At 65.7% G+C, this 19313-nt stretch carries 22 protein-coding genes; 11 read left to right on the top strand and 11 right to left on the bottom strand.

Translation table 11 applies throughout. The features are described from left to right. The first annotated feature begins 253 nt into the window (after positions 1–253). Complete coding sequence (locus BCO18175_RS09370; RefSeq protein WP_254608009.1) at positions 254–601, top strand: hypothetical protein; 348 nt, start codon at positions 254–256, stop codon at positions 599–601. 86 nt (positions 602–687) lie between these two features. After that, positions 688–909, top strand: coding sequence for a hypothetical protein (locus tag BCO18175_RS09365; RefSeq protein ID WP_174980345.1), 222 nt, complete (start codon positions 688–690; stop codon positions 907–909). Between the two features lie 68 nt (positions 910–977). Here the strand turns inward: BCO18175_RS09365 and BCO18175_RS09360 are convergent, their stop codons facing one another. The 6 genes from BCO18175_RS09360 to BCO18175_RS09335 are packed head-to-tail and all read right to left on the bottom strand — an operon-like array spanning position 978 to position 6767. Continuing rightward, positions 978–1517: a GNAT family N-acetyltransferase gene (locus BCO18175_RS09360; protein ID WP_174980344.1), complete on the bottom strand. Its 540-nt coding sequence runs from the start codon at positions 1515–1517 to the stop codon at positions 978–980. A 33-nt stretch (positions 1518–1550) separates the two neighbouring features. Then, complete coding sequence (locus BCO18175_RS09355) at positions 1551–2363, bottom strand: DeoR/GlpR family DNA-binding transcription regulator (protein WP_063805315.1); 813 nt, start codon at positions 2361–2363, stop codon at positions 1551–1553. A gap of 34 nt (positions 2364–2397) precedes the next feature. Further along, positions 2398–3372: an N-acetylglucosamine kinase gene (locus tag BCO18175_RS09350; RefSeq protein WP_174980343.1), complete on the bottom strand. Its 975-nt coding sequence runs from the start codon at positions 3370–3372 to the stop codon at positions 2398–2400. Further along, a complete protein-coding gene (locus tag BCO18175_RS09345) occupies positions 3369–4550 on the bottom strand; it encodes an SIS domain-containing protein (protein WP_174980342.1) in 1182 nt (393 codons plus the stop codon). Before BCO18175_RS09345 ends, BCO18175_RS09350 begins: the two co-directional genes overlap by 4 nt. A 22-nt stretch (positions 4551–4572) precedes the next feature. After that, positions 4573–5868: a D-tagatose-bisphosphate aldolase, class II, non-catalytic subunit gene (locus tag BCO18175_RS09340; protein WP_174980341.1), complete on the bottom strand. Its 1296-nt coding sequence runs from the start codon at positions 5866–5868 to the stop codon at positions 4573–4575. Beyond that, on the bottom strand, positions 5865–6767 hold the full coding sequence (locus BCO18175_RS09335) for a DMT family transporter (protein WP_174980340.1): 903 nt from the start codon (positions 6765–6767) through the stop codon (positions 5865–5867). The genes BCO18175_RS09340 and BCO18175_RS09335 overlap by 4 nt, the downstream gene beginning before the upstream one ends. A gap of 363 nt (positions 6768–7130) precedes the next feature. Here BCO18175_RS09335 and BCO18175_RS09330 point away from each other — a divergent pair, with 363 nt between their 5' ends. The 3 genes from BCO18175_RS09330 (at position 7131) to BCO18175_RS09320 (ending at position 11564) form a co-directional block, all read left to right on the top strand. Further along, a complete protein-coding gene (locus BCO18175_RS09330; protein ID WP_174980339.1) occupies positions 7131–9266 on the top strand; it encodes a glycoside hydrolase family 36 protein in 2136 nt (711 codons plus the stop codon). A gap of 116 nt (positions 9267–9382) precedes the next feature. Further along, positions 9383–10264 (top strand): endo alpha-1,4 polygalactosaminidase, encoded by an 882-nt coding sequence (locus tag BCO18175_RS09325; RefSeq protein ID WP_174980338.1) that lies wholly within the window; start codon positions 9383–9385, stop codon positions 10262–10264. A gap of 172 nt (positions 10265–10436) precedes the next feature. Next, positions 10437–11564, top strand: coding sequence for a porin (locus BCO18175_RS09320; RefSeq protein ID WP_174980337.1), 1128 nt, complete (start codon positions 10437–10439; stop codon positions 11562–11564). A gap of 21 nt (positions 11565–11585) precedes the next feature. Here the strand turns inward: BCO18175_RS09320 and BCO18175_RS09315 are convergent, their stop codons facing one another. Beyond that, on the bottom strand, positions 11586–11807 hold the full coding sequence (locus tag BCO18175_RS09315) for a hypothetical protein (RefSeq protein WP_021158205.1): 222 nt from the start codon (positions 11805–11807) through the stop codon (positions 11586–11588). A gap of 62 nt (positions 11808–11869) precedes the next feature. Next, positions 11870–12133, bottom strand: coding sequence for an HPr family phosphocarrier protein (locus BCO18175_RS09310; RefSeq protein WP_174980336.1), 264 nt, complete (start codon positions 12131–12133; stop codon positions 11870–11872). Between the two features lie 363 nt (positions 12134–12496). On the opposite strand from BCO18175_RS09310, the gene BCO18175_RS09305 reads away from it, so the two are divergent. Further along, positions 12497–12841, top strand: a complete 345-nt coding sequence (locus BCO18175_RS09305) for a zinc ribbon domain-containing protein YjdM (protein ID WP_041492596.1) — start codon at positions 12497–12499, stop codon at positions 12839–12841. Positions 12842–12884: 43 nt separating this feature from the next. After that, positions 12885–13721, top strand: a complete 837-nt coding sequence (locus tag BCO18175_RS09300; protein WP_174980335.1) for a spermidine synthase — start codon at positions 12885–12887, stop codon at positions 13719–13721. 33 nt (positions 13722–13754) lie between these two features. Here the strand turns inward: BCO18175_RS09300 and BCO18175_RS09295 are convergent, their stop codons facing one another. Together BCO18175_RS09295 and BCO18175_RS09290 are read right to left on the bottom strand one after the other, a co-directional pair. After that, on the bottom strand, positions 13755–13940 hold the full coding sequence (locus tag BCO18175_RS09295; protein WP_021158209.1) for a ribbon-helix-helix protein, CopG family: 186 nt from the start codon (positions 13938–13940) through the stop codon (positions 13755–13757). 87 nt (positions 13941–14027) lie between these two features. Then, positions 14028–14786, bottom strand: coding sequence for a YoaK family protein (locus tag BCO18175_RS09290; RefSeq protein WP_174980334.1), 759 nt, complete (start codon positions 14784–14786; stop codon positions 14028–14030). 258 nt (positions 14787–15044) lie between these two features. Here BCO18175_RS09290 and BCO18175_RS09285 point away from each other — a divergent pair, with 258 nt between their 5' ends. From BCO18175_RS09285 to BCO18175_RS09275, 3 genes are all read left to right on the top strand, one after another. Beyond that, the gene (locus BCO18175_RS09285; protein ID WP_174967216.1) at positions 15045–15395 is read left to right on the top strand and encodes a hypothetical protein; all 351 of its coding nucleotides are present in this window, start codon (positions 15045–15047) and stop codon (positions 15393–15395) included. Beyond that, a complete protein-coding gene (locus BCO18175_RS09280) occupies positions 15392–15604 on the top strand; it encodes a twin transmembrane helix small protein (RefSeq protein WP_006489184.1) in 213 nt (70 codons plus the stop codon). The genes BCO18175_RS09285 and BCO18175_RS09280 overlap by 4 nt, the downstream gene beginning before the upstream one ends. A 490-nt stretch (positions 15605–16094) precedes the next feature. After that, positions 16095–17537 (top strand): sensor histidine kinase, encoded by a 1443-nt coding sequence (locus tag BCO18175_RS09275; RefSeq protein WP_174980333.1) that lies wholly within the window; start codon positions 16095–16097, stop codon positions 17535–17537. 13 nt (positions 17538–17550) lie between these two features. Here the strand turns inward: BCO18175_RS09275 and BCO18175_RS09270 are convergent, their stop codons facing one another. Beyond that, a complete protein-coding gene (locus BCO18175_RS09270; RefSeq protein WP_174980332.1) occupies positions 17551–18024 on the bottom strand; it encodes an acyl-CoA thioesterase in 474 nt (157 codons plus the stop codon). A 231-nt stretch (positions 18025–18255) separates the two neighbouring features. Here BCO18175_RS09270 and BCO18175_RS09265 point away from each other — a divergent pair, with 231 nt between their 5' ends. Next, a complete protein-coding gene (locus BCO18175_RS09265; protein ID WP_174980331.1) occupies positions 18256–19194 on the top strand; it encodes a response regulator in 939 nt (312 codons plus the stop codon). Positions 19195–19313: the final 119 nt, after the last annotated feature.

Below are 19313 nucleotides of genomic sequence, written 5' to 3'. Positions count from 1 at the left end.
TCATTACGAAATATTACACGATCTGCCGTAGATGGCTCCCTACAATTCTCACCACTGGCCGGGAACATGACGTGCCGCGTTTCCGTCCTGTCGTCGAAGTCTCTGCAGAGACGAAGGCAGTGATCGATTCACGCCGTTGCCCGCACTCGGCGCGCGACTGCCGCCTTCGTATGCGTGCGGATCCGTGTTGACGCGGCACTGGCTTTCGATGCGAAAGCTTGTTGGCGGTACGGCAGACAAATAGGAATGCGAAATGGATCAGTTGCAAGTCGTCCACAGTATCGAGGTGCTCACCAACGCAATCGAAGTCGCGGTTACCCGCGCCGACTGGAGCGAGGCCGTCCGCGCCGCGGAAGCGCGTTCAAGGTTCCTGACGACGCTTGTGCCCGATCAACCCGACGAGGTCCACGCGGCGATCGGGAGAATGCAGGAAACCGATTTGCGGATCTCTACCGCCGCACGGGAAACGCTGGAGGCACTCGTCGCAGAGGGCCGGAAGGCGTTGCATGAAACCCGTCTGGCGGCGAACGCGTTGGCCGCGCAGCCGCTGTGGCCCGGGGCGGACGCCGTGGCCTCCCGATCCTCCTCGTGGCTCTCGTGAGTTTCACGTCCCGTCGCGACGCACATGCTCAATACGCGGACAGGTCTTCGGAAGGGCCGGTCAGGTCTCAACGTTTCGGTGGCGGTATGCGATTTCGAAAACGCATCAGTTATGTCGATGCAACACGGTGGTTCGTCGATGGCGACCACGATCGGGTGGAAACCCGCGACGGCGGACGGGCGGTCGCCACGCCGGAAGGCTGGCGTTCGGTGCAGGCGGGCGACTGGATATTGCTGGATGAGCGTGGCAACTGTTGGCCGATGGACAACGGGCTCTTTACCAGTCTCTATGAGCCGGTCACGGAGTGAGCGGGGATGACGCACCGGCGCCGCATGCCGATGCGGCGCGCCCGTGATAGCCGGTGCAGCATCGCAGCCTACCGGCTCGCGCGCGAAAACAGCAATGTGTCGGCGTCGTTGAACCGGATCCGGATCGGTTCGCCATAACCGGCTTTCTCCGCCACGCGGATCGACGCAACGTTGGTCGGCGCGATCACGCACACGCTGCGCTCGAACCGCTGCTGCCCGTCGAGCCACGCGAGCGCGGCCGCGAGCGCTTCGGTCGCGTAGCCCTTGCCGTGCGCCCACGTCGCAAGTGCCCAGCCGGCTTCCGGCACGCCGCGAATCGACGGCTCGATGAGCCGGTGGAAATCGGCGAAGCCGAGATCGCCGACATAGCGGCCCGATGCTTTTTCCCGAATCGCCCAGTAGCCATAGCCCAGCAGCGGCCACAGTCCGCGATACGCGAGCATGCGCATCCACGAGTCGCGCGGTGCGGACGGCTCGCCGTTGAAGATGTGCTCGACGACCTTCGGCTCGGTCCACATCGTGGCGAGCGCTTCGAAGTCGCCGAGCGGATGGCCTTCGAGGACGAGGCGCGGTGTATCGAGAACGGGCGGGGAGGAGACGGGCGGCATCGTGGTGGGTCGAATAGGGAGAGGGCCGGGCGGCTAGACCGTCAGCACGTCGATGCCGCGCTGACGCAGGTCGTCGACCACGGCAGCGTCGGCGCCCGTATCGGTGATCAGCATGTCGAGCTGCTCAACGCTTGCGATGACGGAGAGGTTGCGCTTCATCAGCTTCGATGAATCCGCAACCGCGATGACCTGGCGTGAAATCTTCAGCATCTGCGCGTTCAGCTGCGCTTCGAGCAGGTGCGGCGTCATCAGGCCGATCTCGGGATCGAGGCTGTCGACGCCGAGAAACAGCCGGTCCGCGTACAGCCCCTGAAGCGCGACGACGGCCTGCGGCCCCGACAGCGAATAGGAGTTCGGCCGAAGCTGCCCGCCGGGCATGATCAGGTTGATATGCGGTGCGGCCGCGAGCAGCACGGCCACGTTCAGCGCATTCGTGATCACGTTCAGCGACTGCAGCTTCATCGTGACGATTTGCTTCGCGATTTCCTCGGTCGTGCTGCCCGAGTCGAGCAGTATCGTTTCGCCGTCGCCGATCAGTGCGGCGGCGGCCGTCGCGATCCGCACCTTTTCCGCGTGCCGGAGCTTCTGCTTGACCGCGATCGGTACCTCGTCGCTTTCGCGCAGCACGAGCGCACCGCCGTGCGTGCGCAGCACCGCACCGGCGGCCGCGAGCGCGTTCAGGTCGCTGCGCACCGTGACGAGCGAGATGCCGAACCGCTCGGCCAGCTCCTCGACGGTGACTTTCTCCCGTTCGCGCACCAACTCGCAGATCAGGCGGCGGCGTTCCTCGACGAGCAACGGTGCGTGATCGACGGCGGGCGGCGGAGGCACTCTGTGAGCGGGCATGTCCATTTCGGCAAGACAGGGAGCCGAAATGATATCAAAACCCCTGCCCGGGCTGGAGCGCGCGCAACGCCGTCGGATCGAGGGGCCGGCCCGCCAGCCGGGCCGCGTGGACGGCCGCGCCGACATGCGGGCCGAGCTGCGGCGCGGTGAGTACCGCGTGCGGCATGCAGCGGGCGAGCGCATCGCGCAGCGGATCGAGCACGAGCGCGTCCGCATTGAACACACCGCCCGAATACGACACGGGCAACGGCTGACCGGGCGGCCAGCCGAGCGCGCGCGCGACGCCGGCCGCGAGCCGCGCGAGTTCGTCCGTTGCGCGCAGGATCAGCGTATGCGCTTCGGTGTCGCCCGCGCGCGCCGCGTCGATCACGAGCCGCGACAACTGCGCGAAGCGGCTGCGCACGGCGCCCGAATTCACGGCCGCACACAGGTCGAGATCGTGGTCGAGCGAGAAGTGCGCGCGCACGATGTCGAACAGCGGCCCGCGCACGGTGCGGCCGTCCGCCATCCGTGAGAACGCGGCGAGCCCTTCGCGCGCGAGCCAGTAGGCCGAACCCTCGTCGCCGAAGATCTCGCCCCAACCACCGCAGCGCGCGGCGCGGCCTTCGCGTTGCCCGTACGCGATCGACCCGGTGCCGGCGACGATGCTGATGCCATCGCCGCCGGCCAGCGTGCCGGCCCAACTGCACACCATGTCGTTGCCGATCCGGTAGCGCTCGCGCGCCAACAGCGGTGCGAGCAGGCCGTCGAGCTCGGGCAGCAGGCGGCTGTCCTCGCCGTATGCGGGCAAGCCGGCGAACGCATACGCGATCTCGTCGCGCGCGACGTTCGCTGCGGCCAGCACCGCGAGCACGCCGTCGGCGAGCAGCGTGCGCAGCGCGTCCATGCCGATCTCGAGGTAGTAGCTCGTGGTCGTTTCATGGCGTGCACGCACGCGGCCTTGCTGGTCGATCACCATGAATGCGGTTTTCGTGCCGCCGCCGTCGATGCCGAGAAAGAGTGGGGTCATGTGGGCTGCCCTGCATACGGATGAATGGTGACGCCGGCGACGACCCGGTTGACCGTGCCGGACGCGCTGGGGTTGTCGGGCGTGAGCCCGAGCCGCAGCGACGCAAGCAGCGCGAAGCACTGTGCGAGGATCAGCGCGACGGGCGCGAGCGCGAGATCGGGCAGGCCGGGCGGCAGCGGCACTACGAGGTCGTCGTCGGACGGCGGCAGCGTCCCGGTGATGCTCGCGCCGTCGGATGGTGCGACGCCGATCGATAGTATGCCGGCCGCACGGTTTTCGCGCCGCAGTTCGCGTAGCAGGTCGAGATCGTAGCGGCGCGTATGCGGATCGCCGGACAGCAGCACGACGACGAGCGTGCGCTCGTCGAGAAAGGTTTTCGGGCCGTGCCGGAAGCCGAGCGGCGATTCGGCCATCGCGACGATCAGCCCGTCGGTCAGTTCCAGCAGCTTCAGCGCGGCTTCGCGCGCGAGCCCGAGCAATGCGCCGCTGCCGAGATACACGACGCGCTCGGGCAACTGCCGCACGTGCGCGGCGATGCGCGAAGCCTGTTCGCGCAGCAGCGTGCGCGCAGCATCGGCCAGCGGCCCGACCGGCATGCCGGCCACGCCGAACGCCCAGGCCGCGGCGAGCAACATGCCGCTGAAACTGGACGTCATCGCGAACGCCTGGTCGTGCGTGGCCTCCGGCAGCAGCACGACGTGCGCGCGCGGATGCGTGCCGAGGCGGCGGTTCAGCAAGCCGTCGGCCGCGCATGTCAGCACGAGATGGCGGCAGCCGTCGACGAAACGGTCCGCCAGGTCGACGGCGGCGACGCTTTCGGGGCTGTTGCCCGATCGCGCGAACGAGACCAGCAGCGTCGGCACGCCGGGCTGCAGCGTGTCGCCGGGGTTCGAGACGATGTCGGTGGTGGCCACTGCTTCGACGCGGCCGCCGAAGCGATGCCGCAGCGCGGGCACGAGGCACTGTCCGATGAACGCCGAGCTGCCGGCGCCTGTCAGGACGATGCGCAGGCGCGGGTCGGCGAGCAGCGGCGCGAGAAACGCGTCGAGTGCCGTGCGTTGCGCGTCGACGACGGCATGCACGTCGGGCCAGACGTCGGGTTGCTGGGCGATTTCGCGGGCCGTGTGAGCGGCGTGGCGGCGGGTGAGGTCGGCGGGATCGAGGTCGAAAAATTCCATGGGCGGATCTGAGGAGAGTCGGTCACGCGGCACACGCGTGAAGATACGGACGGATGGCCGCGGCCGTGCCGTCTTGCAACAGTGCGCTCGCACGCAGGCCGAGCCGCCCTTCGCGGACGGCCTCGTACTGGCGCGGCAGATGCTGGCTGACCAGCGTGAGCGGGGGCGGCGATGCGTCGAGGCGCGCGAGCAGGTCGGCGCACGCGCGCTGCACGACCGGATGGGCCCAGTAGTAGCGGATGCGGTCGCTCAGGCTGTATGCGAGGTCGAGCTCGAGCTGCGCACCGGCCGCGTAGTAGTCCCGCCAGTGCTCGGGTTCGCTGCGCATCACGCCGAGCACGGTCGCGATGAAGCCGGCGTCGCCGCCGAGCCATTCGCGCTCGATCGCGGCGAGTGCCCACAGCGTTTCGCGCATCGCGAAGGTCACGCCGGGGCCCACCTTCAGGATCGCAAAGTGATCGCGCGCGAGTTGCGCGAGATTGTCGGGTGTCTGGTAGTCCGTCGAATGCGCTTCGAACACGAGCGCGGGTTCGCGTTCGATGAATGCGCTCAGCGCGCGCGCGTTGCCGGCGTCGTAGTCGATGACCTTGTGATGATCGAACTCGACACCGGGCTGCACGACCATGGCGATCACACGCGACCAGGCATCGTCGAGACCGGCGCGTGCGAACGCGTCGCGATGCAGCGCCAGCGTCGAGCCGGCTGCGTCGGGCGTCGTGACGGCCAGCGCGTCGAGTGTCTCGTGCGCACCGCCGGGCACCGGTACTTCGGTGCCGATCACGTAGACGGGCGCCTCGCCGCGCGGCGAGGTGGCTGCCCACGCCGCCTCGGCGGCGCGGCACAGGCGCACCGCACGTGCGGCGATCTCGGCTTCGGGCAACGGCGACGGATCGTCCACGCACGACATCGAGCAGTCGAGATGCAGCTTGCGGAAGCCGGCCGCCACGTATTGCGCGACCATCGTCTCGGCCTTGCCCATCGCATGCGCGGCCGGCAGCCGGCGCCAGGCGTTCGGGCCGAGATGGTCGCCGCCGAGCAGGATCGCATCGGGGCTGACGCCTTCGCGTGCGGCGATGTCGAAGACGTAGCGGCGGAAGTCGTGCGGCGTCATGCCCGTATAACCGCCGTCCTGGTTGACCTGGTTGCAGGTCGCTTCGATCAGCGCAGGGCGCTCGCGCGCTGCGCATTCGCGCAGCGCCGCGGCGATCGCGACCGGATGCGCGGAGCATACGGACGGGATGCCGACCGCGGGTACGCCGTGCGGCGCGTGACGGGGTGCCTGCTTGTGGCGGCGGACGAGATCGAGCAGGGTGTTCATGCCGATTCTCCCGCCGCGTTGGTTGCCGCCGCGCCTTCGGGCTGCAGCGCGAGCAGCAGCGCGGCGAGCAGCGCCAGCGCGATGCCCGTCAGTTTGCTGCCGGTCGGCGTCGTGCCGGTGACGGCCATCGAGATCACCGACGTCAGCAGCGGCGCGCCCGCGTTGACGAGCGGCGATACGACGATCGCCTTGCCGAAGCGGAACGCATACACGAGCGTCAGCGCGCCGATCGCGTTCAGCACCTGGATCGCGGCGGCGAGGCCCGGGCCGCCGATTCCGTAGTTGATCGTGCGGCCGAAATCGGTCATCCACAGCGCGAACGGCACGCAGAGCAGGCCCGTCAGCGCCATGTAGAAGAAGATCGATTCCGCGTCCATCGTCGTGTTCGCGATCTTGATGAGATACGCCTGCAGCCCCCATGCAACGAGCACCAGCAGCGCGAGCGCGAACCACATCCCGAACCGGGCGGGCCCCTGGCCCGACTGGAAATCGAACAGCGGCAGCGAGCACAGCGCGAGCGCGATGCCGGCCACGCCGAGCTTGCCTGTGCGCTCGCGCAAAAGCAGGAACGACAGCGCGATCGTCAGTGCCGGCGACAGCGACACGATCGGGAACACGAGATACGGCGGCCCCGATTCGACCGCGCGAAACAGCAGCATCTGCCCGCCCGCGCCGAGCAGCCCGATGGCGAGACCGAGCGCGAGCGACCGGCCGTCGTGCCGCACGCGCCAGCCGGCACGTCCGAGCGCGACGAGCGCTGGCGGAATCATCGTGAACGCCCAGACCACGTAGATCAGCGTATCGGGGAAGCCCTGCTCGGCGGGCAAGCCGGTGAATGCACCCCACACGCCCCACAGCAGGGTCGTGACGAGCGCGTGAACGAGCCAGTTGTTTTGCATCGGTCGCGTCTTTCGAAATGGGTTCAAATCCGTCGAATGCTTTCGTTTTATGGCATGAAAGATGAAATCGGCAGGCTTTCGACGGGCAGCCACGACAACGTATCGGGAAAAAATTTAAGGATCACGCATCGGGAGCCGCCAATCTATTGGCTTTCGATTTCTTTCGTTATTAGTGTAAACCACAAACGAAAGAAATCGAAAGATGATCTAGATTGCCGATCTGCGCGAGACAGATGTGTCGCGCACGGCCCTTCTTCACGAGGAATTCCGCATGAACGCTTGCTTTTCCTTTCGATATCCCCCGCCAGTCCGACGTGCCGGCAGGCCGGCACGGTGCGCGTCGCTTCGCCGCGAGGTGCACCCATGACCACCCGGCGGGCGTTCGTGCAGTGGCTGGCCGCCGGCGCGGCGAGCCCGATCCTGGTTGGTGTCGGGGTGCGCGATGCACGCGGCGCTGAACCGCGGCGCGTCGCGCTGCGTGACGACCGGTTCGTGATCGAGTTCGACCCGGCGATGCGTAGCCGGCTGGCCGTGCGTCGCGGCGGCGGCACGCGCACACTGACCCGGTTCGATGCGAGCGAGACGCTCGAACAACTGATCGGTCCGGCGCCGGCGCCGACGGCGGATGGCCCTGCGCCCGACACGCGGCCGGTGCGCACGATCGACCGCTTTGCGATCGTCGACGCCGCGCACGCTGAAGTCTCGACCCGGTTCGGCGCGGGGCGGCAACTGCGGCTGGTCGGGCGTTCGGCGAACGGCTTCGAGAAGACGGTACGCGTCACGCTGCTCGAAGCGCGGCCGGGCGTTGCGCTGATCGACACGCAGTTCCGCAACGTCGGCACGCAGGCGGCCGACATCCGCGCATGGAACGTCGGCGCGCACCGGCTGCTGCCGGCCGACGCCGGCGCGGGCGGTTACTGGATCTATTCCGGCGCGAGCCATGCGGACCGGCGCGACTGGGTGCAGCCCGTGAAGGCCGGTTTCGACCAGCGCAATTTCATGGGGATGAACGCGTCGGATTACGGCGGCGGCACGCCGGTCGTCGACGTGTGGCGGCGCGACCAGGGCATCGCGCTCGGCCATCTCGACACCGTGCCGCGTCTGGTGTCGCTGCCGGTGAAGGGCGTGCGCGACGAAGTGACGCTCGGCCTGCGCGGCGAGAAGACGGTCACGCTCGTGCCGGGCGCGACGCTCGAGGCACCGACCGCGTTCGTGATGCTGCACGACGGCGATTATTTTGTCGCGCTCGACACATACCGGCAGATGATGGGTGCGCAGGGCTTCCATTCGCCGCGGCCGCCGGCGAGTGCCTACGAGCCGATCTGGTGTGCGTGGGGCTACGAGCGCCAGTTCAGCCTCGACTACGTGCGCGCCACGTTGCCGAAGGTGCAGGAGCTCGGCTTCAAGTGGGCCGTGCTCGACGACGGCTGGCAACGGCGGACCGGCGACTGGGTGCCCGACCGCGCGAAATTCCCGGCCGGCGACGCGGACATGAAGGCACTCGTGGACGACATCCACGCGCGCGGGCAGAAGGCGCGGCTCTGGATCGCGCCGCTCGCGGTCGCGCCGGGCAGCGACGAACTGCACGACAACACCGACATGCTGCTGCTCGACGCGGACGGCGCACCGCAGGCGATCACGTGGTGGAACAGCTTCTACCTGTGCCCGGCCTACGAGAAGACGCAGGCGCACGTCGCCGCGCTCGTGAAGAAGGTGATCGGCGAGTGGGGCTTCGACGGGATGAAGATCGACGGCCAGCACCTGAACGGCGTCGCGCCGTGCTTCAACCCTGCGCACCGCCATGCGCGGCCGGAGGATTCGGTCGAGCATCTCGCGGATTTCTACCGCACGTTCTACGACGCCGCGCATGCGGTCAAGCCGGATGCGGTCGTCGAAGTGTGCCCGTGCGGCACCGCGTACGCGTTCCACAACATGCGCTACATCGACCAGGCGCCCGCATCCGATCCGTTGTCGAGCTGGCAGGTGCGCCACAAGGGCAAGACGCTGAAGGCGCTGATGGGGGCGTCGTCTGCGTATGCGGGCGACCACGTCGAACTGAGTGACGGCGGCCGCGACTTCGCGTCGGCGGTGGGCGTCGGCGCCGTCATCTCGACGAAGTTCACGTGGCCCGTCGATCCGAAACCGAAGGATTCGTTCCTGCTGACGCCCGAGCACGAGCGGGAATGGCGGCACTGGGTCGAGGTTTACAACGCGCATCGGCTCGCCGAGGGCCGCTATCGCGGCGAACTGTACGACATCGCGTTCGACAAGCCCGAGGCGCACGTCGTGGAAAAGGACGGCGTGCTGCATTACGCGTTCTACGCCGACCGCTGGAGCGGCAAGGTCGCACTGCGAGGCCTGCAGCCTGGACGGTCGTACCGGATCGTCGACTACGCGAACGGCAATCGCGAGGTCGGCCGCATCGCGCCCGGGCACGACGCGATCGCATTGCGCTTCGAGCATGCGGCGCTGCTGCGCGCCGAGCCGCTCGACGCATGAGCGTTACCCGGCATCACCGCGTATCACCGCTTGGCCGTGCCGTTGCCGAGCAACCTTGCAGTTCCTCAACACGCAGTGCCATTCGTCATCCCGATCCCTCCACTGGAGATGCTTCGATGAAAAAGACCTTACGCAACCTTTCCTGTGTCACGGCGCTCGCGCTGTGCGCATCGATCCTGCAGGCCTGCGGCGACGGGTCGTCCGACCCGCTGTCGGCAAGCGCCTTTGCCGCTTCCCCGCCGGTCGCGGCGGCGCCCGCGCGCGCCGCCGCGCACTGGACGCCCGTCGCGTCCGATACGTGGCAGTGGCAGCTCAGGGGCAAGCTCAATACGTCATACAACGTCACGATCTACGACATCGACCTGTTCGATACCGATCCGGCGACGATCGCGGCGCTCAAGCAGGCCGGGCGCAAGGTCGTCTGTTATTTCTCGGCGGGGAGCTCGGAGAACTGGCGGCCCGATTTCTCGAAGTTCAAGGAATCCGACCAGGGCAAGAAGCTCGACGACTGGGAGGGCGAGCGCTGGCTCGACATCCGTTCGAGCAACGTGCGCGACATCATGACTGCCCGCCTCGATCGCGCGGTGGCAAAGGGGTGCGACGGTGTCGAGCCCGACAACGTCGACGGTTACGCGAACGACACGGGTTTCCCGCTGCAGGACGCCGACCAGTATGCGTTCAACGTGTTCATCGCGAACGAGGCGCACAAGCGCAACCTGGCGGTCGGGCTGAAGAACGACGTCGATCAGCTCGTGGCGCTCGAACCGTCGTTCGATTTCGCGGTGAACGAGGAGTGCAACGAGCAGAAGGAGTGCGGCGGCTACAAAGTGTTCACGTCGAAGAACAAGCCGGTGCTGAACGCCGAGTATGCGGGCAAGTACCGTACGCCGAGCGGGCAGCGCGCGCTGTGCGATGCGGCGCGCATGCTCAACATGCGCACGCTCGTGCTGGCGAAGAAGCTCGACGACAGCTACCGGTTCAGCTGCGACGCATCCTGATCGAGCCGCGCCCGTCGTAGCGGGCGAACCTGTGTGACTGGTGCTCGCGCGCACGCCACGTGCCCAGGCGTGCGCGCCGAGAGCGTCGCGATGCCGCGATCCGGCACAGCGCACGGCCGATATCGCGCCGGCGTCCGTTCAAATCGATTCGCAGTACTTATCCATAATCACGATGAAAAATTGCATGCTGATTGCAGGTGCCGCCGTGGCGGCCGCACTTTCCGTCGCCGCGCGCGCGGAGGGCTCGGTCACGCTGTACGGCACGATCGATACGGGGCTGGCGTACCTGAACCACGCGGAAGGCGGGAAGTCGCGCGTGTCGATGTCGTCGGGCGCGCTGTCGGCGAACGAATGGGGGTTGACCGGCAGCGAGGATCTCGGCGGCGGGATCAGCGCGATCTTCACGCTCGAGAACAATTTCGACGTCGCGACCGGCCAGCTCGACGAAGGTCGGCTGTTCGGTTCGAAAGCGTTCGTCGGCATCGCATCCGACAGGTGGGGCAAGTTGACGCTCGGCAGGCAGAACGATCCCGTGACGGATCTCGTGCAGCCGATCACGGCCGATGCGTTCAGCGGGCTTTTCGCGCCGCCCGGCGACGTCGACAACTACGACAGCAGCGTAACGTTCAGCAACGCAGTCAAATGGACGAGCGCGACGTGGCGCGGCGCGACGGTCGCGGCGATGGTCTCGCCGGGCGGCGTGGCCGGCGCGTCGGGGTCGGGACTCTCATATGCCGGGGCGGTCGGTTATGCCGACGGCCCGCTAAGCGTCGCGGCCGGCTATCTGCACGTCGACAACGGCAATGCGATCCATTCGACGCGCGGCGCGTCGTCGGCCGATGCGTTTTTCAAGAGCGCCGTCAGTCGCGCGTATGCGTCGGCCCGTTCGATCGGGATCGCGCGCGCCGGTGCGCAATATGCGATCGGCAACGTGACGGTCGGCGCGGCGTTCAGCTTCAGCGAATACCGCCCCGACGCGTCGTCGTCGTTCGTGCAGGCGGAGCGCTACCGGAACGGCTCCGCGTTCGTGCAATGGCAGGCGCTGCCGTCGCTGCTGACGATCGTCGGCTACAACTTCACGTGGTCGGGCGGCGATTCGTCCGCGCGCTATCACCAGGTCAACGTCGGTGCCGACTATCTGCTGAGCAAGCGCACCGATCTCTATACGACCGTCGGCTACCAGCATGCGAACGGCTTCAATGGGGCGGGGCCGGCCCAGGCCGTGATCGGGTCGTACAACGTCGATGCCGGTACGAACTCGCAACTGCTTGCGATCGTCGGTATCCGGCACAGGTTCTGAGCCCGCCGGCCCGTTTGCGCGTTACTTCCGGCTTTTCAGGAAGGTCCGCCCCTCGGCCGTGATCGACGCGCCGGAGCGGCCGTGCGCGGAATGGCTGACGAAGCCCGCGCTGACGAGCTCTCGTGCGATCGACCAGCCGAGCGCCGGCGCATCGCGCCCGTAGCGGACGTCGGCGAGGCGTTCGAGCGCCCAGATGGCGGAGGCCGACAGGTTCGGGGTGTTGGACGTGAAGTTGTCGCTCATCGCTTCCTCGTGAAAAGGGGGATTCGGGGTGGGCGGGATGCCGTGACATCGGGTGGCGCGGGTCAGCGCGCTTGCAGCACGGGCAGCAGTGCCTGCAGTGCAGCCTCCTCGTCGGGGCCGGTGGCCAGCACCTGTGCGGACGTGCCGCCGTGCACCTGCAGCGCCGAGACGGCGGCGCTGTCCTTCGCATCGCTGCTGATCCCGTTCGCGATCAGCAGGATGTCGCTTTCGAAGCCGCGCGCCGCGTCGACGGCGGCTTCTCGTGCGGCGCCGCCGCGATTGCGGTTCCACGCGGGGCCGATTTCAACGTACACAACGGTTGCCACGATGTCGGAAAGCCTCTGGACGGGAACGTCGGAACGGTGTGCGGTGCCGGGCCGGTAGTGCGCCAGACACGCGTGAAACGCGCTTTCCCGTACGACTCAGGGAAGCCGGCGGCCCGGCCCGGGGGTGTCATCCTGCTTGGATGTGCCGGCATTCTCGGTGAAACGGGCCGCAAGTCCGGCGAACGACGCGAAAGCGGCAATTATAATACAGCGGTCAAGATATGTGTATTGCATTATAATGTCGTGTGTGCCGAAGGCGGCCCGCCGATCCGTCGGCGCGCGCCTCCAGGGCGCGCCGGGCGACGCTGCCAGCGCGTCCGGCATTTTTATCGACGACTCAACTTTCCCTGAATGGACGCTGCAATGAACGCCGCCCCCGCCTGCCCGCAATGCGCGATGGAAAACACTTACCCGGACGGCACGCTGACCGTATGCGCGGACTGCGGCCATGAATGGTCGGCAGGCGCCGGCACCGAAACGGGCGACGAACCGGCGGGCGACGTCGTCAAGGACGCCAACGGCAACGTGCTGTCGGATGGCGATTCGGTCGTGCTGATCAAGGACTTGCGCGTGAAGGGCTCGTCGATCACGCTGAAGATGGGCACCAAGGTCAAGAGCATCCGGCTCGTCGGCGGCGATCACGAGGTCGACTGCAAGACCGACATGGGCGGCTTCATGCTGAAGGCCTGCTACCTGAAGAAAGTCTGAGCACACACGCCCCGATCGACCGTTTGCAATCGACTGCCCGCCCATGGCCGAAGATCGAATTTCCTACGATGCGTTCGTCAGATTCCTGGCGACGCCGCTGAACGACGGCCGGCCTTTCGTGCTGGAGACGAAGCACGCGCTTTCGCTGCACTTCGACCATTTCGGCACGCAGAGCTTCATGTCGCTCCGCGATCCGGGCCGGCTCGAACTCGGCTATACGCGCGTGATGATGGGCTTTCTGCTGCTGCATCCCGAGCCTGCACACATCTGCATGCTCGGGCTCGGCGGCGGTTCGCTGGCGAAGTACTGTTACCGGCACCTGCCCGGCGCGGCGATCGAAGCGGTCGAGATCAACCCTGACGTGATCGCGCTGCGAGATGTATTCAGGATTCCCGTCGATGACGGCCGGTTCGCGGTGGTGTGCGCTGACGGCGCGGATCATCTGGAAAGGGGGGATGTCAGGACGGACGTGATCCTGCACGACGCGTTCGTCGCCGACGGCATGCGGGGCCGGTGTACGGGCGCTGCATTCCTCGCTGCATGCCGCGAGCGCCTCAGCGAAACCGGCGTGCTGGCAATCAACTTCATGGACGACGATCCGGCGCTGCCGGAGCACCTCGAGCAGCTGCGATCGGTGTTCGGTGCAGCATATACGCTGGTGCCGTGCGGCGACGACAACAACTTCATCGCGTTCGCATGGAAGGGCGGCAGCCGGCTGCCGTCGCTGCGTATCCTGCTCGAACGCGCACTTGCGTGCGCACGGGCCGGCGAGCTCAAGCTGGCGGCCACGGCGAGGCGCATGAAGGCAGGGGAGAATGTCGACCCGCAGCGGCTGGTGCTGCGTGCGCAGCCGCACGGGCGATGGGAAATCGGTACGTAAGCGGCGCCGCCGGCGTGGCCTGTGCGGCCGCGCTTACTTCACGCGCTTGCCGAGTGCGCTCTTGGTCTTGTACGTCACGCCGTGGCGGTCGAGATACTCGCGGATCAGTTGCCGCACGACTTGCGAAGGCGTGAGATCCTGCTCCGCGCAGAGCATCTCGAAGGCTTCCTTCTTCGCGGGGTCGATCAGGACGGTCAGGCGGGCGGTTTTCGTTTCCATTGCGGGGCGAGGGTGGTCGGTATGTTAATCAAATTATAATCGATCCGCCTGCGGCCCACGCGCCGGAAACGCTGCCCGGGTGCGCGCTCAGCGCCTGCTGCGGAGCAACGCGAGCAGGTCGTCGATCACCGGCACGATCGCGAGCGTGACGAGCACCGCGGCGAGCGGCACGGTCGACACGTAGCCGACATGCTTGAAGCCGATCGCGCCGGCCAGGCCGCCGATGAAGAACGACGTGAGCATCGTCGCGTGAATCCGCAGTTTCGAGCGGTTGGCGACGACCGCATGCGCGTCGACGTCGACCGCCGACCGGTTCCAGTAGAACAGCTTCCCGAGCTCGATGCCGAGGTCGGTCACGATGCCGGTCATGTGCGTCGTGCGGATCTCCGCGCCCGACAGCTTCGTGATCGTCGCGTTCTGCAGCCCCATGATGAAGCACAGCAGCGTCACGGTCACCGGCACGAAGAAGGTTTCCCACAGCGCGAGGTGGCTGCCGAGCAGCCCGAACAGAAGCAGCAGCGCGGCCTCGACCAGCAGCGGCAGCACGAACTGGCTGTGCAGGCCGCGGCGGCGGCCCCAGTTGACGAGGATCGCCGAGCAGCTGGCGCCGATCAGGAACGACCCGAGCGAGCTGATGCCGGCCAGCGCGAGCCGCACGTCGCCGAGCGCCGTCTGGTCGGCGATCGCCGACACGATGCCGCTCATGTGCGACGTGTATTGCTTGACCGCGAGGAAACCGCCGGCATTGGCCGCGCCGGCGACGAACGCCAGCGAAAACCCGAGCTGACGGTTCGCGGTCGCGCTGCGGTGTTTTCCCGTCAGGTTTCGAAAGTACTGCGCTGGCATAGGGGCTAGGGGCTTCGCTCAATCGCCGCGGATCGCGGGCACGGACGTTAAGACCGGCGCCGGACGGCAGGGCGGGCACGCCGCCTGCGCTCAGGCACCGGGTCTGTCGAATCATGTGACGAACATGATAATGCCATTATCATACTCTGTTAGCCGAATGGGGCTTTCAGTACAATGTCGTCCGGCGCGGCCTGACTGCGGCTTCGCTGCCGCACGGCCGCGCCGCCCGCATTCGCGATCACTTCTGCCCACCGTTTCATGACCCCGATCAAGTTCATTCTTCGCTACACGGCGATCCCGTTCACGGCCATCGTGGCCGTGGTGGTCTGGACTGTCATACCATCGTCGAAAGAGATCGATGCGAGACAATATGCGGCGCTGTCGCGCGCGTACGCGAGTTTCCCGCTGCCGTTCCGGCGCGAGATCTCGGAAACGATGGACCACGGCCGGATCAACGACCGTCGCTACCAGGCGCTCGTGCGCGATTCGCTGGGCAATGGCGTCGCGCTGGACTGGCCGGCGTCGGGCGTCGGCGGGCTTGCCGACGAGCGGCAAAAACTGGCCGAACTGATTCAGGCCGATTCCGATCTTCAAGGGCATCACCAATGAAAACTCTGCTGGTTTCCGTGGCATTCGCGATGATCATCGCGAGCCTGATCTTCGCGCTGTATTTCATGAATCACGATCGCGGCAAGTCCAAGCGGATGGCATGGTCGCTCGCGGCACGCGTCGGGCTGTCGGTCACGCTGTTCCTGTCGCTGCTGATCGCTTACAAGCTGGGCTGGATCGAGCCGACGGGGCTGCCGATCGGGCGCTGAACGACGGACGCCCCGTTGCATGCGGGGCGTTCGCGCAAATGCGAGTTTTATTCTCTAATCGAGCTATTGTGATAAGAAAACTTATCGTTATGGAATGATTGCGCGTTCAGAATCAGGTATCGCACAACGCGCGACAGGGCTTGCCAACGCTGCAACGGCACCGCACGGGAGTTGACGCTGGTCTTGGCAAGACCACGGCCGGTGACAACCTGAATTCGCGACGTGCAACCTCATGAATTCACGAGGATTTCACGCCTTCCAGCCAACGTTGACCGGCGAAGTGACAGCCTTGCTTTGCAAACAGTGACAAGTTCATTTTGGTCTAGGCTACCCAGCACCGGCACCGCGCGATCAACAATCGTGATGCGCGGCGGCCCCGTGGACGAACCCGTCGTGCTCGCTCGCCTGCCGCGGCGTGCTACTCTCGCAAACGGCACCGGCCGAGACAGTTCAGTGGTGCGCGACCAGTGAACATTGTGGATTCACGCATATGTACTCGATCTTGCCCGCGTTTGTATCTGCGCTGTTTCTCGGGTTTGGCCTCTACGTGCTGGCCACCAAGGGTTTCACGCGGGTATCCGTTCCGTTCGCCTTGATGTGCGCGACGACCTTCGTCTGGCAGGGAACGTGGGCCTTCCTGTTCCAGACGACCGATGCGGACGTTGCCAACTTGCTGGTCAAGGCAGGCTATCTGTTCATCCTTTTCCTGCCGACGACCTTCTATCATTTCGTGACGGAGATCGTGTCGCGTCGGGACGAGCGACCGATCATCTTCGCATCCTACGGACTCTGCGCCCTGCTGGCCGTGCTGCTGGTCACGAGCAATGCGGTCGTCGATGGATTCCGCCTGCATTTCTTTGGCCCGTATCCCAACGCAGGCCCGCTGCATCCGTTGCACGTCGTGCAGACGGTACTCCTGGTCGGCCGCAGCGGTTGGCTCCTGATCGAGGCAAGACGACAGGGGAGAGCGCGAGACGTCCGGCAGTTGCTCACTCAATGTCTCGTCAGCCTGGGCTTCTACTCGCTCGCGGCGACCGACTATGCGGTGAACTACGGCGTCGGGTTCTATCCGGTGGGGGTGCTGTTTATCGCGATCAGTCTCGGGATTCTCGCGACGTCGATCGTTCGCTATGGCCTGATGGGCCCGTATCTCCTGGCCGCGACGGTCGCGCACGAAGTGGCCACGCCGCTGGCGGCGATCGGCCTGCACGCGGACGAGCTGCGCAACGTCCTGCCGGTGCTACTGAGCGGGTATCGGCTAGCGGTGGAGCACCGGTTGTGCGCCGACGATTTGTATCCCGGGCAGCTGGAGCGGCTATCGACGCTCGCGTCGTCGATCCGGCGCCAGGTCGACACCACGAGTACCGTGGTCGAGATGTCCCTGGCGTCCTTTACGCTGGACCGCCTCGATCGCCAAAGCTTCGCGGCCTATCCGATACGGGCCTGTGTCGACGCCGCGGTGGATCGCTTTCCCTTCCGTCCGGGTGAGCGAGACCGCGTGTCGGTCGACGCGATCGATACGGACATCCAGTTTTTCGGATCCGACTCGCTCGTGATCTTCGTCATCTTCAATCTGCTGAAAAACGCCCTGTACGCGATCCACGCAAGCGGCCGTGGGCAGATCGAGATCGACGCTCATCGCAGCGACGGTTACTGCGTGGTGCGTTTCAGCGATACGGGCCCAGGCATCGCCCCCGATGTGCTCCCTCAAATCTTCGACGCCTTCTTCTCGACCAAGTCGCACGGTCGCGGCGCCGGCATGGGCTTGAGTTTTTGTCGCCGCGTATGTGAAGCGCTCGGCGGCACCATCACGTGTGAATCCGTCCCCGGCGTCCGGACCACATTCACGATTCGGCTGCCGGAGCCCGGTTCGCCGGCGGATGACACATTGCGCGATCCGCCGGCGCTTCCCCGGCGCTATCGCATCGGGTAAAGCGGTCTCACATTCAGTTCGCGGTGGACGGCAGGATCAGTTCATACGCCTTGACCCGCTCGATGATGCCCGGCGGAAACCGGCGGATCCGCTTGTCGGAACCGGCAAACACGATCTGCTGATACCCCAGCGACACCTGTCGTCCGTCAACGTAGAAGCGAAACAGCAGATAGGCCGAACATTGGCGAACCTCGAACGTATTGAGGAAGCAATCGACACGTTGGAACGGAAACGTCTCCTGGACGTATTCCTGATGCGCGCGCTTCGTCACGAACGCCCCGCCGGCCGCCAGCAGGTTGTTGTGGATGCATTCGTGAAACCAGCGTTCACGGCACACGCCCTGCCATTCGAAGTAACGTGCGAAATAGGTATTCATAAAGGCATTGGAATCCTTGAGGTAAATGTCGACCACGTGGTGGAAGGTTTTCTCGGCCAGATGTGCCGTTTCGTTGGAAAGGACTTGAAGAATTGCGTCTCGCGTCAACATGGATAACTCCTTGAGTCGCTACTGGCGGTAGCGGCGCATTCCTTCTACGAGAAGGAATGGCCCGATTCTCCCAGTGCAATTCCGATGAGCGGTTCGGTTGAAACATGCCGAATTCGCGAATGACGAGCAGTTGATGTGCGTCCCACTTTCGCTGGATAATTGGCGCGATCGTTATTCGCGGTAATGCGTCTCCGGTACCGCATCTTTTTCTGCTGATTTATCGAGATTTGTATGCAACCCTTCGTTAGGCAGCCGGTGCTCTATCCCGTGTCCGTGGTGTTTGTCGACGACAATCCGGATTTCCTGCACGCGCTGCGGGGCGCATTTCCGGACGAACGCCTGAATCGCTTTTTTACGCACCCCCAGGCGGCGCTCGACTTCGTGTCGTCGCGAGACGCGGAGCTGCCACCCATGGCTGCGGACTATTTCGGTGCGGAGAAAACAGGCGGGAATGCGATCGGCGAGGATGCGCTCGCCGATCCCGCCCGATTCGAGGCGGTGGGCGCGGTGGTCGTGGACTATTCGATGCCGGAGGTCGACGGCATCCAGTTTCTGACCTCCATCCGCAACGCGAACTGCATGAAAATCCTGCTCACCGGCGTCGCCGATGAGCGCGAGGCGGTGGCCGCGTTCAACGCGGGACTGATCGATTGCTATCTGAAGAAAACCGACGTCGAGATGGCGCGCAAGCTGGCAGCCGTGCTGGACAACGCGAAACGCAAGTGCTGCGCGGCCCGCGGGCACATCAGCCTGCATGAAGCGGGGGCGACCTACCGGGATCCACGGGTCGTCAAACTGATCGATGAGGTGGCCGCGCGGGAAGGCATCGTCGAATACTACTGGCGCCCCAATCAGGACGCGGTGCTGATGTTCGATGCCGTCGGCGCGCCAAGTGTATTTCTCGCCTGGAACGAAGAGGACTGGTCGTTCCACTGCGATATCGTGTCCGACGCGGGCGGGCCGGCCGAATTGCGCCAAGGAATGGAAGCACGCCGCATCATGCCGCTATTCTGGCCATTTCAGGCCTATCGGCCGGGCCTCGCGGACATCCGATGCGCCGCCCCGCTACCCGTTCCGGGATGGCACGGCACGTCTTATAGCTGGAGCCGTCTGGATGATACGGCCACCGAGCGCGAACTGACCACGCTGGCGAAATGGCGTCACGCGTGAGAGATCATTCGCCCATTTCCAAATGGGAAAGATGGGCGAGGCGGTGCTGTCATCGACTCGGTAGCAACTCAAATTGGAACAATACCTGTCAATGTTGACAGTTATCAGCGGCACGGACT

Source organism: Burkholderia lata (assembly GCF_902499335.1).
GTDB classification, from domain to species: Bacteria; Pseudomonadota; Gammaproteobacteria; order Burkholderiales; family Burkholderiaceae; genus Burkholderia; species Burkholderia lata_B.
The sequence above is the reverse complement of the archived record's forward strand: the minus strand, read 5'-3'. Positions and strand labels throughout refer to the sequence as shown.